This is a genomic window from Enterobacter cloacae complex sp. IR5403, from assembly GCF_049238705.1.
Lineage (GTDB): Bacteria > Pseudomonadota > Gammaproteobacteria > Enterobacterales > Enterobacteriaceae > Enterobacter > Enterobacter hormaechei_C.
The window spans coordinates 425,892-438,528 of record NZ_JBMKHP010000001.1 but is presented as its reverse complement, the minus strand read 5'-3'; the positions used below and the strand labels follow the sequence as shown (position 1 = coordinate 438,528).

The following is a 12,637-nucleotide window of genomic DNA, read 5'->3' as shown; positions in this document are numbered from 1 at the left end:
TGCCGCAGTTAATTTACCTGGAAGGATCGGTTCACTTTACCATCGCTCACTAAATGGATTCGATTCAAGATGCTGTGCCTACGGAGTTGCCATTGCTATTTTAACTGAAAATAAATTCCCGAATGCTTCTGGAAGTTTTGTTTTGGACTTTCCAGAAGGATATAATCATAGGACGTAAATTATATGAAATTGTTATATATAGTGGTTTTTCTCAGTATTAGTTCCTTCGCTATGGCCTCTGCTCCTGAAGCTAAAGTTGAAAATACTTCAGTAACCAGAGCATTGACTTCAGATTCTAACGCAGAAATCTCTTCGTCATCCAGTTTTGATGCATGTAATGTGCATTTCAGGGATTACAAATTCCCTACATTGTCAGAGGATGAGTACTTTAAAAAAAAATCGCCAATATCAGAGTGGAGTTGTTTATATTCTGGTGAGGCATTTGAAGCGGGATATGATACACAGCAAGTAAACACTAAAGGAATTAGTGTTAGTAGTACTGATAATAAAATTGTTTATGATTATAAGAATAAGATATGGAAACTAATACCAGATACAGCTTATGTAAAAAATGTAAAGATAAATCATCTATCCCTAGTGCAGGTAAAAAGTAAAAATGCATCTGGTTTTATGGCTGTTAACAGTATGGCGAAACTCATAGATGGAACTCTAGGTGAGAGCATTTATTTCTGTTTGATACATAAAAATAATGCTCTATGTGGCTCTGGCATTAATTCCCCTGATGATAAAAATGAAGAGCTCTCTAAAGATGCGTTGAAACTGCTTGAGAGTATTTCATTTGATGATAACTAACCTTAGTTAATATTTATAAATTATAAATTATGAAGTATGAATTATAAATTATAAATTATGAAGTATGAATGTCGTACTCACTGAAACATCCTCCTGAATGTTATCCACGACCAGTTTCACCAAAAACATCCCGCTGGTTTGTCGTTCTGGCGGCAATGTTGGTTATTAGCGTGACCCTTATGCGTATATTCTGACGCTACATCGATACCAGACACTTCTGGTTGCTTGCTATTGGCACACCTGTCGTTGTGTGGATTGTAAGTTTCGGTTTTCGCATATGGCTCTGGCCATTACAGGACAGTAAAGCGAATAGTTTTACCCGGCGTTAAGCAACTGTTACTGTAAGCCTTACTGGAAAATCTCGCATTGTTGTGGACTTAACAAAATCCTAAGGTGTTATAATGAGGTATATTATTTTTCTTTTTTACATTTTTACAAATACTGCATTAGGTTGTGATAATAAACTTTTAGATGTTAACTTTGCAGAAGGTATTTCTGCGAAGGTTTTGCTGAAAAATAATGATTCGTTGTTAATGTCGATTTTAAATCATGGTAAGATTATTAGCACAGAAGAAATAGATGTTTCATCTGAGAAAAAATCATGTTACACTCGAAGATTATAATCGTGATGGTTATAAAGACTTCAGTGTATGGCATTTAGATGAAGGAATGGGTACGTATAAAATTTATAGATTATTTATCTTTTCTCCACCTGAGGGAAAATTCAAAGAGATAAAGCCTGGATGCGGCGATGACTTTGTTAATATTCGGATTGATGGTGACAATTTAATTAACACGTTTTATGATGGTAACGCTCCGAAATCATGCGCTATGCCAATTGACGCTCTTAAGTGAAATAAGTATCAATATAAGGAAGTGAAAATTGGTAATAGTTGTGAAAAATCACCTTTGATTGTAAAAACTAGTGAAGATGATGGCTTAGAGAATCAGCATTCTGGAGGGCTAGTGCAACAATGAATTTGTCTGGAACTATCAGCAAACAAAATCGTCAAGGGATAAATGGATTAATTGGAAGAATGACATTTGAGGATGTCAGATGGCCTCCATTTAAGTATTCCTGGTATGTGCCTAACGATTCTACAGAACAAGAATCCGATTATTATGCTATTACGTAATTAAAATGTAATTTCTTAAGTTGTTAATTATATTATTTGTGTTAATGATCTTCTCAGCTTTTGCAATGAGATCAAATGCAAAACTTACTCCTCAATAAACAGTCATTGATTTTATTAGTGACTATGAGGCGTGGAATCAATTTGCTACGCAAAATTTAAGCGAAGATACGGGTTTTCAGGCAAAAGAGGAATACATTAAATTACTGAATAAATATTGCACTCAATCTTCTGGCATAATTGGTTGTAATAAGTATGGGCAATATTCCTTGCATGTTTCCGGTGGGGAGAGAGTAATTAGTACCAAAAAAGCAAGAGCCAGCTGAATCTCGGCCACTTGGTCGACAGCGAAAAACGATAAAGTACATAGTCATGTCAGGAGACTCCCTCTCGAAAATTGCCGAACGTTATAAGACAAGTACTGATGAAATTGCTAAAAATAATAATATAAAAGATGTAAGTAAGATCTTCCCCGGTCAGCACTTGACGATTTATGGTGTCAATACTAGTGACCCTTCAGTGTATATCGTTTCACCGGGTGATACTCTTGCGGAGATCGCGGATAAATACGATGTTAGTTTAGACGAAATCGCACGACAGAACAACATATCCGAACCTAATAAAATTTACCCAGGGCAATCACTTTCCATAAGCAACAGTGGTAGTAATGCTGTTGGCGAAACAGAAAAACCAGCAGTTAGCCCTCCAGCATCAAAATCAGTGAATAAAAAAACACAAAAAAAGAAGTAAATACCAATAAAAAAACGCTGGAATCGATTGGGGGAAAATTCTGGAAATCCAATAGCTATACTCCCTCATGACCAGAGAGAAGCTCCGTGGATGAATATTGCACTGAGTGAGGCAAAGAAATGGCATGGAACTAAAGAAGACTCTATTACCAGCAATTATCATGCATTAATAGGTCATAAATGGATAAAAAATCTAGTTGGGACATCAAATGCTTGGTGTTCGTCTTTTGTAAATTATTGTTTTCAAGAAAGTGGATATCATAAAACAGTGCCAGATCCATATCGTGCTATTTCGTTTTTTAAAGATAGCAATAACTTTTTTGAAATCAAAAAACCTATCTATGGATGTGCCGCATCATCAGGAAAGCATGCAACCTTTGTATATGGTCAATCGAAGTCTGGAGAATTAATTTGTTTGGGCGGTAATCAGGGTGACACAATAAAATTTTCACTTTTTAAAGATTTTAGATTTTTTTTACCAGTGGCATATAAAGGATACTATGAGTCAAATGCACAAAAAGAATTAGACATCTTTGATGTAAATGAACTGAATGAAATGATTGGTATTCATTCTAAAACAACTGGACACGAGAGCACAAGATGATTCTAACAAACAAGATAAAACTAGCATTATTTCTGGTGACTTTGCCTGTTATGAGTAGTTTTGCATCTTCTTTTACTAAGGAGTTTGTTAGGATTGATGGTGTCCATAAGGTAAGGATTGATATTCAAGAAGAAAATCTTGGGGATGTTAAAAATTCAACAATAACTGCTTCGGAGTATGTGAAAAACAAAAAAATATGGAGTCTTGTCGATTTTGTAAATAAATGTCCGCTTGATATAAATATGGCCTTGATTAAGGGCTCATTCGAGGTTAAGAAAATTAATGACTCATTAGATACAGTATTGTTTGCTTATACCATAGGTTGTGTGGGCGGCCTTGATCCAGTTGCTGTAAAATATTTTGCTTATGAAAATGGTATTAAGCATTCTCTTCGAGGAGAAGAACGGATGATTACGCCTGATGGGGTAATTGATAATAATATTAGACCATTACCAGATACTAATTTAAAAAATAATATTCTTTTGCATAAATACATGCTCAACAATTGGTGTAAAGCATCAACAGTTGTTCTGGAGTAAACATTTTTTGATTAAACATTAAATAAATTCAGTGTACCAGAATTATTTTTGAATGGGAAAGGTAAAAAATTAATGACAAAATCCCACTCATGTTCTTGCATTTCTTATCGTGGGGATGATAATAAAATCCAATATATCAATAATGTTTCATTCAACTACAAAGGTAGTAGCTAGAGACATAAAAAATCGGTAATGTATATGCTTCCGATTATGCTTACGGAAAAAGACCAGGTAAATTGAATGCAGATAAAGATAATAAAGCGTATCTTGCTTACAACTACATACCCAACAGAGAGAACAGGTTTTTCTTTTTTCATAATGAAATGACTATATTTTATATCTTCGAAAAACATGGGCCACTTTATGTGAATTCCGGAGTATGTACTCAAAAAAACAATGCATTGCCGTGGGTATTATACATCAGGCCCTGAAATTGGCCGCCTCAGAATAGAAACAAATTACATTGACATACAAGGTAATTATATTGAGGAGGGTAAGCGCATTTCATATGATTCAAACGGGGAGGTAACGCTAATTGAAATTAAAAACAGAGGCCATAAAAAATATGAAATGATCTTTGACAGATATCCCGAGAGAGCCAAACATTTTTCCCTTTTAGCTAATGCTTAGAAATTTTGAATCATGAGTGTGTGAATGCGGTATTCCCTTAAACATCTTCCTGAATGTTATCCACGACCAGTTCCGCCAAAAACATCCCGTTGGTTTGCTGTCCTGGCGGCAATGCTGGTCATCAGTGTGATCCTCATGCGGATATTCGGGCGATACATCGATAACAACCACTTCTGGTTGGTCGCTATTGGTACGCCCGTTGTTGTTTGGATTATAAGTTTCGGTTTTCGTATGTGGCACTGGTCATTACAGGACAGTAAAGCGAATAGTTTTGACCGGCATCGGGAACGCTGGATCTTAAGTGAGACCCGTAAAGCACGCCGCGCGCTTCAGATACTGAATATGACATTTATAACTGCCCATAAGGAAGACAAACAGGGTTCTGTCGCTGTTGAGATACTCAAGAATCACAGCATTATTATTTCTCAGTCGGACTGGAAAGGCGAAAAAGGCAAGAGGCTAAGCCGTATTACGACAGAGCCGGGAGAGACTCCTGAGCTGGTTGTCACACGTCTGTTTTCTGAACTCATTGCGGATCTGCCAGTTGGTCAGTTCCCGGAAAATGCCTCACTGGCTGTCATCCTTGATAACTCGTCATCTTTGTCATTCCCTGCGATTCAGGAGATTTGGCAGGAATCCTGGAAGGAAAGTGGAATAACCTGCGCGGTTGAGTATGTGGACAGCAATGGGCCGGGAGTCGTTAGCCACTGGCTGGATTACCGCATTAAAGATGAAACGATGTTATTGATCGTTGGCCTCCAGATTAACCCGGTTGACTCAAACAATACCGCAGAAGCCGCTGTTGCACTGCTTCTCGGCAACCGCCTGACACAGGAGGCACTCGAACCTCTCGCGCTGCTGCACCGGCCAGATGCTTCCTCTCCTGGTGAACTGAGCGAGGGGATGAACATGTCCGCCTGGAACGTCCCGCTCAAAGGACATATCGTTAAAAATTTATGGCTTGCCGGACTGACGGATGAGCAGCACGCAGAAGTGATCACATGTCAGAATGCACATCCTGCGCAGTCTGTAGCGGACGACTCCGTCATTTCACTCGACAGGTCTATGGGACGTGCCGGTGCCGCAGCCCCCTGGCTTGCTATCGCTGCCGCCACTGAAATCGCCCAACAAACACAGTCACCACAGATGATTATTTGTGGCGATACCACAAAGAATGTGCTGTGGAGCACGCTCATTACCCCGATTGCTTCCCGACAGGAGATGGATCCGTGAAGCTACCTTTTTCTATTGCACCAAAGACTACGGAAGGCCGCTATCTTGCTGTCGCATTGCTTTTCTTTTTGTTGTTAGCCGTTATGACGTTGATGATCTGGAAGCATCCGGATATAGCCGGGATTCAAGACGGTAGTCAGCAGCAAATCTACTGGCTTATCGCTGGCGGAAGTATTTCAGGCTGCACCCTTATCCTATCCATGTTGCTCCTGGCGGCAGTTCGTAATGCCGGTAAGCAGGAGTTTAATGCGCTTGTCGACGATACCAGTGGTGATGATGAAAAAAGGAAGCGGGAAAATGATAACGCCCCTGTTCACCCTGCGGTGGTCATGTGTGACAGGATTCGGGCGCATCTCCGCTCCCGTATTAGTTTTTACTGGCGTAGCAAAACACGTCTGCTGTTAATCACCGGCGATGAAGCCGCGATTGAGCAACTGCTACCCGGCCTGCAAAAGCAGCAGTGGCTTGAAGGCAACCGCACCGTGCTGATTTACGGCGGCAGCCTGGCATCGGAGCCTGACCGCGAAAAATACACAGCGCTGCGTAAACTACGCCGCGGGCGCCCGCTGGACGGGATTATCCGTGTACTGCCCGAGTCGCTTAAGCTGACCCCACATATCAGCGACAGCGATTTACGCGGCCTGGAAAAAATCAGCGAACTGCTGCGTTATTCCGCTCCGGTCTGGCTGTGGCAACTGTGCAGCAGTCACTGGTCGCAGGGTACGCGTCCTGAGCAGGCGGTAGGTGCAAGCTTTCCACCACGCGCAAAAGAAGACGATGTAATCCGCCAGCTGGAACTGATGCTGCCAGCCCTGCGGGCGCAGGGGATGAGTCAGGTCGCGGAAAACAGCAGCCACGACTTCCTGCTGCGCCTGAGCCATCACCTGAACGACGGTGCTATTGCCCGCTGGGCTCAGCAGTTGCAGCCATGGCTCTTTGTTTCTCAGCAGCGCGTCCCGCTGCGTGGTCTGATGTTCAGCCTGTCGGAGAAGAAACCTGCCGGAATGTCAGCGGGAACAGCCGACGCTGAGAATTATGGATCGCAGCGTCATGCCCTGACTCTGCCAGCAACCTGGCAGAGTATTGTCGACGACTGCATCCGCGTACGTGGCCGTCGTGTCGGTATGCCGTGGGAACGAGCGCTGGCCTGGGTACTGATGGCCATCATCAGTGTCTGGGGGATAGGGACGCTGCTGTCGTTTGCGGTCAACCGGTCACAAATCATTTCTGTTGCACAGCAGGCTCATGCTCTGGTGGAGCACCCTTCTGTATCTGATTACCAACTGACGGCCCTGCATGCTCTGCGTAATGATGCCGGTCGTCTGCTGCACCATATTCAGGACGGCGCGCCATGGTATCAGCGCTTTGGTCTGGACCATGATCAGCAGTTGCTTGACGCAATGCTGCCCTGGTACGGGGTGGCGAACAACCGTCTGATACGTGATCCGGCAAATGAAGCGCTTAAGCAGAAGCTCATTGCGCTGGTCAATTCGGCACCCAACAGCGACCAGCGGACACAGATGGCGAAACCGGGTTATGACCAGCTGAAAGCCTGGCTGATGATGTCCCGGCCGGATAAAGCTGATGGTGCATTCTACGCGCAAACCATGAAAACCGTGCAGCCGACGCGTTTAGGCATCTCAGCTGGCCTGTGGCAAAGCCTGTCACCGGATTTGTGGGCTTTCTACATCACCGAACTGCCAGCGCAGCCACAGTGGAAAACCACGCCGGATGAGCAACTGGTCAGCCAGAGCCGCCAGGTGCTGTTGCAGCAAATTGGACGGCGCAACGCGGAAAGTACGCTGTACGAGAACATGCTCAAATCCGTGCGTCGTAACTTCGCCGATGTGTCTCTGGAGGACATGACCGGCGGTACCGATGCCCGTCGCCTGTTTACCACCGATGAGGTGGTGCCGGGCATGTTCACCCGTCAGGCCTGGGAGGGAGGTATTCAGCAGGCCATTGAGAAAGCGGCGAACTCCCGCCGCGATGAAATTGACTGGGTGCTGAGCGACAGCCGGAAAGCCGTCTCCTCAGACCTGTCGCCGGAAGCACTGAAAGCACGTCTGACGGAACGCTACTTCACCGACTTTGCCGGTAGCTGGCTGAGCTTCCTCAACAGCCTGCAACTTAATCCGGCAAACAATATTGCAGATGTCACCGACCAGCTGACGCTGATGAGTGATGTTCGCCAGTCACCGCTGATTGCCCTGATGAACACCCTCGCCTGGCAGGGACAGACCGGCCAGAAGAGTGAAGACCTGTCGGACTCCATCATCAAATCGGCTAAAGACCTGGTAGGCGGGAAGGACAAACCGGTAATTGACCAGTCAGCCTCAGGCCCGCAGGGCCCACTGGATGAAACCTTTGGACCGTTGCTGGCACTTATGGGTAAAAACAAAGGCAGCAACGTTATGTCGGCTGACAACTCACTGAGCCTGCAAACGTATCTTACCCGTATCACCCGTGTGCGTCTGCGTCTGCAACAGGTCGCCAGCGCCTCTGACCCTCAGGAAATGATGCAGAGCCTGGCGCAGACCGTGTTCCAGGGCAAAAGCGTGGACCTGATCGACACCCAGCAGTACGGCAGCCTGATTGCTGCAAGCCTGGGCGAAGAGTGGAGTGGTTTTGGCAGCACCATGTTTGTGCAGCCACTGACCCAGGCCTGGGAAACTGTGCTTCAGCCATCGGCAGCGAGCCTGAATGACAAATGGAGTCGCTCCGTGGTGGCGAACTGGCATACGGCATTTGACGGACGCTTCCCATTCGCGATCAGCAAGAGTGATTCCTCTCTGCCAATGCTGGCTGAGTTTGTGCGTAAGGATAGCGGACGCATTGAGCGCTTCCTGACCACGGAACTCGGCGGTGTGCTGCATAAGGAGGGCAGCCAGTGGGTGCCGGATAAGGTTAATAGCCAGGGGCTGAGCTTTAATCCAGCCTTCCTGCGGGCGATTAATCAGCTCAGCCAGCTATCGGATATCTTATTTACCGACGGCAGTCAGGGCATCAGTTTTGAGCTACAGGCGCGTCCGGTACCGCAGGTGGTAGAAACGCAACTGACTATTGATGGACAAAAGCTGCACTACTTCAACCAGATGGCAGACTGGCAGAGCTTCCGTTGGCCTGGTGACACCTACAAGCCCGGAACCATGCTGACATGGACCACCGTCAATGCGGGCGCACGTCTGTTTGGTGATTACAGCGGAACCTGGGGCTTTATTCGTTGGCTGGATGAAAGTAAGAGAGAGCAGCTAGACCGCAGTCAGTGGATGATGAGTTTTACCGCCCCGGATGGTCGGACCCTACAGTGGGTACTGCGTTCACAACTGGGCAGTGGGCCGCTGGCGTTACTGGCACTGCGGGGTTTTACGCTGCCAGATCAAATATTCAGCGTCGACAGCGCGGCTATGGCGCAGGCGCTGATGACCAACACAGAAAACAGTGACATGGACGGAGTCGAATAATGGACGCTTTGCTGAATCTGGTTGTTGCCTGCCAGGCGGATGAAACCTTGTTGCGACAGCAGGCGCAGTCACGTATGGAAAGCTGGCAGCGCTGGCTTACCCCTATCAGTGAGATCAATCCTACAGGAGAAGACCCGGGTTATGACGATGATTTCCAGCGTATCCGGGAGGAGGTCAATAAACTTTCCGGCATTGATACCGGGCTGATTTGCCAGCTGGCTGAAAAGGTGCTGACCACAGAGGCCAAAGATGTCCGGGTTGCTACTTACTATTGTTGGGCGCGCTTGCACCAGGACGGTGAAACCGGGTTTGCTGAAGGGCTTGAGTTACTGGCGGGATTACTAACCCAGTATGGAACACAGCTCCATCCACAGCGCGAGCGAAGCCGTAAACCAGCGCTGGAGTGGCTCGCAGGCTCTCGTCTACTTGATAGCCTGTTACTCTGGCCAGAAGTGGTACGCGACGATGCCCAGCGTACGACCGGTGCGTTGCTGCTCATCCGAGACAGTCTTGAAACTGAGCCTGAAGCGTCACGTCCAGATCTGAGTGCCCTGTACAGCGCGCTGGGATCCCGCCTGATGAAAGCCGGTGGCGTGGATGTGGTAATACCCCAGAACGCCAGCAGTCAGACACGCCCGCAGTCGGCATCTCACACGGCAGAACAGGACGCGCCAGTGCTGAGCCGCATCACGTCCGGTCAGGATTTGCTGGCTCAGGCCCGAACCCTGACGGGATATTTGCTTGAGCAACCGGATGGCTGGCTTGCCGCACACCGGCTGATGAAAAGTCTGCGTCACGACACGCTAAGAGCAATCCCGGCACCGGATGCCGAAGGGAAAACGCGCATAGAACCGCCGCGGGCTGACCAGCGGGCAATGCTCAAACGGCTGTATTTGCAACAGAGCTGGCTGGAGATACTGGAGCAAGCGGACAGCACTTTCTCGCGTGGCGCCAATCATCTCTGGCTGGATTTGCAGTGGTATATCCATCAGGCCCTGATTAAATCAGGCCAGGATGTGCTGGCCGATATCATTACCGCTGACCTGAAAGGGCTGCTGCGGCGCCTTCCCGGACTTGAAACGCTGGCCTTCAATGACGGCACACCCTTTGCTGATGAGGTCACGCTGAACTGGATAAACCAGAGCGTGCAGGACGAGATGTCCAACTGGCGGGATGAGCCTGTCAATGCCTTGAGTGAAACTGGCAACGATATTCTGGCCCTTGAACCGGAAGCACTGGAGAAAGCTGACACGGATGGTCTGGATGCCACACTCCACTGGCTGCAAACGCGCCCGGGCACCGACACCACAAAAGACAAATGGTTGGTGCGTCTGCTGATGGCACGTGTGGCGGAGCAGAAGGGTAAGAATGAACTGGCGCTGCATCTGCTGGGTGAACTTGACGGTGCAGCACAGGCCATCACCCTCACTCAGTGGACACCGGCGCTGTTGTTTGAAGTGAAATCGCGCCGTCTCAGGCTGCTGCGCATGAAAGCCGCCCGCAGTGAAACCGATAAGTCACGGCTTCAGCCAGAGATGGACCAGCTTCTGGCGGGCCTGATTGCGCTTGACCCGGCAGGCAGTGCGGTGCTTTGCGGGTAACCAGGACTGAATTCAGCGAAAAGGAAAAACGTATGCCAGCAAAAGGCTTTTATCTGGTGCAGGGCGACAAAACGACCTGCGGCGGAAGAATTATCACGGGCGCAGAAGATCACACTCTGTTTGGTAAACCGGTTGCCCGGGAACAGGACAGCGTGACCTGCGGTAAATTTCCGGGGATTTACAAGGTAGCCGGTGGCATCGACAACGATATCATTCATGGCAGGCGAATGGCCGGCACTCTCGACAGCTACAGTTCATGTCCCTGTAAGGCAAAGTTTATTCCCTCGATGTGGGATGATACGTACGAAAAGAGTTCAGCCGGAGCAATTTCAGCAGCAGAAGAATCTGGAAAGACATCTCTGGCGAATGCGGTTTCTCAGGCGTTTCTGGCTGGCTCACAGACTGATACAATGTTAGCGCCGGGATATCCTGTGTTAATCAACACTCATACCGTACCGGATGACAACGTTCGAGGGATGCTCAGAGCTAACAGACATGATTTCCTCTTACTGACGCTGGAGGAATGTCAACGGATTATTGACGGCTGGGATTTTGTAAAAAAAACATGGAAAGATGCCGTGACAAATCCCGTTGGTAATACTGTCAAAACATATGCAACGAATATCGATGATGCAGCCAGTGCTTCAGCGATGGTTTACAAACTGGGAAGCATCGGTATAACCGCAACGGTGTTTATTAACCACAAAGGAACACGCCTGATAAAAATTAGTGGTTATGCCGCAATCAGGAAAACGCTCAATGCCCCTGTCTTTGCAGAGATGAACCCCAAAATCATCGAGGCTGGAATAGGGAAATTTGGATTAAAGAAATCCATCATTCAAGGTGCGATTCTCGGTTTTATATATGTTTCGGTTATAGATACAATTGATTTTATATTGAATGATGAAACAACACTCGCAAAGTTCCTGGGCACGCTTGCTACCGATATCGTCAAAGTAGGAATTACTTCAGCAGCGCTTTATGCTGTTGGATTATATACAATGTCTGCGTATATAGTCCTGAATATCGCTGTTGTTCTTGTTTTTGGAGCTGGTTTAGCTTGGGTGTTAAACACTCTGGACAGGAAATATCATATTACGGATAGTCTGGTTGAGTTCATGGCACCTTACATCGAATCTGCACAGCAAGAGTTTGTTGAAAGATCCAGGGGGATCTCAAATGATTTACTTGATTTGGGAGCCATGTATATAGATGGAAAGCTCAGAGAAGGGCGGCAAGTAATAGAATCCGAAATAAAGCAATATATTAAAAAATTTATTGGCGATCTGGCGCCGCAGGTAATTAACTTATGAGTGCGAAACGCAGGTTTTTTGGAAATATTATTATTTGGTGTGTTTCATCATTAGGTTCCCTGTGGTTTGCAAATGATGCATTTAGTGAGCTATTTGAATTTGGAAATGATATAGTGTTTTCACCGATTGTTTCCGCTCTGCTAATGATTCCGATAATTCTTCTTTTCCCATGCATATACTGGTATTTGGCAATGAGGCACGGAGAAGAGCAGGCAATTATCAAATGCAAAAAAACAAACAGGGTATTTATAGGTCTGGTTGGTGTTTTTATCATAAGTTCTGTCATCTTTTCCTTTGCGTATACTTCGATTCTTGAGAGTAAAGGCTATGTGAAGTGCGTCGGCCGCCCTGATGGATGGATGCCGGGAATGGCCACCGAATACGTACTCCCACCATCAGTATGTGGAGGAAGTAGGCTCGCCGGAAAAGGATCGAGCAGTTATGCTCCCACTACATTCAGCCAGTCACAGGACGTTGAGAATGATTAAGTATCTGTTGCTTTTTTTTGCGCCTGTAGCTTCATTTTTACTGGTCAGGCATCACAGATAATATTAATAA

General features: G+C 46.4%; 10 protein-coding genes. All 10 read left to right on the top strand.

What is annotated here, in order from left to right:
* Positions 1–183 precede the first annotated feature (183 nt).
* The gene (locus ACOTW6_RS02105; RefSeq protein ID WP_246616011.1) at positions 184–813 is read left to right on the top strand and encodes a hypothetical protein; all 630 of its coding nucleotides are present in this window, start codon (positions 184–186) and stop codon (positions 811–813) included.
* 579 nt (positions 814–1,392) lie between these two features.
* Entirely contained in the window at positions 1,393–1,668 is a 276-nt protein-coding gene (locus ACOTW6_RS02100) for an XAC2610-related protein (RefSeq protein ID WP_213788814.1), read from the top strand.
* 650 nt (positions 1,669–2,318) lie between these two features.
* On the top strand, positions 2,319–2,696 hold the full coding sequence (locus tag ACOTW6_RS02095) for a LysM peptidoglycan-binding domain-containing protein (RefSeq protein WP_213788813.1): 378 nt from the start codon (positions 2,319–2,321) through the stop codon (positions 2,694–2,696).
* A 90-nt stretch (positions 2,697–2,786) separates the two neighbouring features.
* Positions 2,787–3,299, top strand: coding sequence for a TIGR02594 family protein (locus ACOTW6_RS02090; protein WP_074135707.1), 513 nt, complete (start codon positions 2,787–2,789; stop codon positions 3,297–3,299).
* Complete coding sequence (locus tag ACOTW6_RS02085) at positions 3,296–3,838, top strand: M949_RS01915 family surface polysaccharide biosynthesis protein (RefSeq protein ID WP_062932967.1); 543 nt, start codon at positions 3,296–3,298, stop codon at positions 3,836–3,838. Before ACOTW6_RS02090 ends, ACOTW6_RS02085 begins: the two co-directional genes overlap by 4 nt.
* Positions 3,839–4,492: 654 nt before the next feature.
* The gene (locus tag ACOTW6_RS02080; RefSeq protein WP_062932968.1) at positions 4,493–5,701 is read left to right on the top strand and encodes a hypothetical protein; all 1,209 of its coding nucleotides are present in this window, start codon (positions 4,493–4,495) and stop codon (positions 5,699–5,701) included.
* Positions 5,698–9,165 (top strand): ImcF-related family protein, encoded by a 3,468-nt coding sequence (locus ACOTW6_RS02075; protein ID WP_062932969.1) that lies wholly within the window; start codon positions 5,698–5,700, stop codon positions 9,163–9,165. The genes ACOTW6_RS02080 and ACOTW6_RS02075 overlap by 4 nt, the downstream gene beginning before the upstream one ends.
* Positions 9,165–10,766 carry a type VI secretion system protein TssA gene (gene tssA / locus ACOTW6_RS02070; protein ID WP_062932970.1) on the top strand — a complete coding sequence of 534 codons (1,602 nt, stop codon included), beginning with the start codon at positions 9,165–9,167 and terminating at the stop codon, positions 10,764–10,766. The genes ACOTW6_RS02075 and tssA overlap by 1 nt, the downstream gene beginning before the upstream one ends.
* Before the next feature lie 32 nt (positions 10,767–10,798).
* On the top strand, positions 10,799–12,079 hold the full coding sequence (locus tag ACOTW6_RS02065; protein WP_062932971.1) for a PAAR domain-containing protein: 1,281 nt from the start codon (positions 10,799–10,801) through the stop codon (positions 12,077–12,079).
* Entirely contained in the window at positions 12,076–12,567 is a 492-nt protein-coding gene (locus ACOTW6_RS02060) for a hypothetical protein (RefSeq protein ID WP_006810786.1), read from the top strand. Before ACOTW6_RS02065 ends, ACOTW6_RS02060 begins: the two co-directional genes overlap by 4 nt.
* Positions 12,568–12,637: the final 70 nt, after the last annotated feature.

Excerpts from the sequence above, each read along its gene's own strand:
- tssA (WP_062932970.1), top strand. The coding sequence starts at position 9,165 with ATGGACGCTTTGCTGAATCTGGTTGTTGCCTGCCAGGCGGATGAAACC.
- ACOTW6_RS02090 (WP_074135707.1), top strand. The coding sequence starts at position 2,787 with ATGAATATTGCACTGAGTGAGGCAAAGAAATGGCATGGAACTAAAGAA.
- ACOTW6_RS02095 (WP_213788813.1), top strand. The coding sequence starts at position 2,319 with ATGTCAGGAGACTCCCTCTCGAAAATTGCCGAACGTTATAAGACAAGT.
- ACOTW6_RS02080 (WP_062932968.1), top strand. The coding sequence starts at position 4,493 with ATGCGGTATTCCCTTAAACATCTTCCTGAATGTTATCCACGACCAGTT.
- ACOTW6_RS02060 (WP_006810786.1), top strand. The coding sequence starts at position 12,076 with ATGAGTGCGAAACGCAGGTTTTTTGGAAATATTATTATTTGGTGTGTT.
- ACOTW6_RS02105 (WP_246616011.1), top strand. The coding sequence starts at position 184 with ATGAAATTGTTATATATAGTGGTTTTTCTCAGTATTAGTTCCTTCGCT.
- ACOTW6_RS02065 (WP_062932971.1), top strand. The coding sequence starts at position 10,799 with ATGCCAGCAAAAGGCTTTTATCTGGTGCAGGGCGACAAAACGACCTGC.
- ACOTW6_RS02100 (WP_213788814.1), top strand. The coding sequence starts at position 1,393 with ATGTTTCATCTGAGAAAAAATCATGTTACACTCGAAGATTATAATCGT.
- ACOTW6_RS02085 (WP_062932967.1), top strand. The coding sequence starts at position 3,296 with ATGATTCTAACAAACAAGATAAAACTAGCATTATTTCTGGTGACTTTG.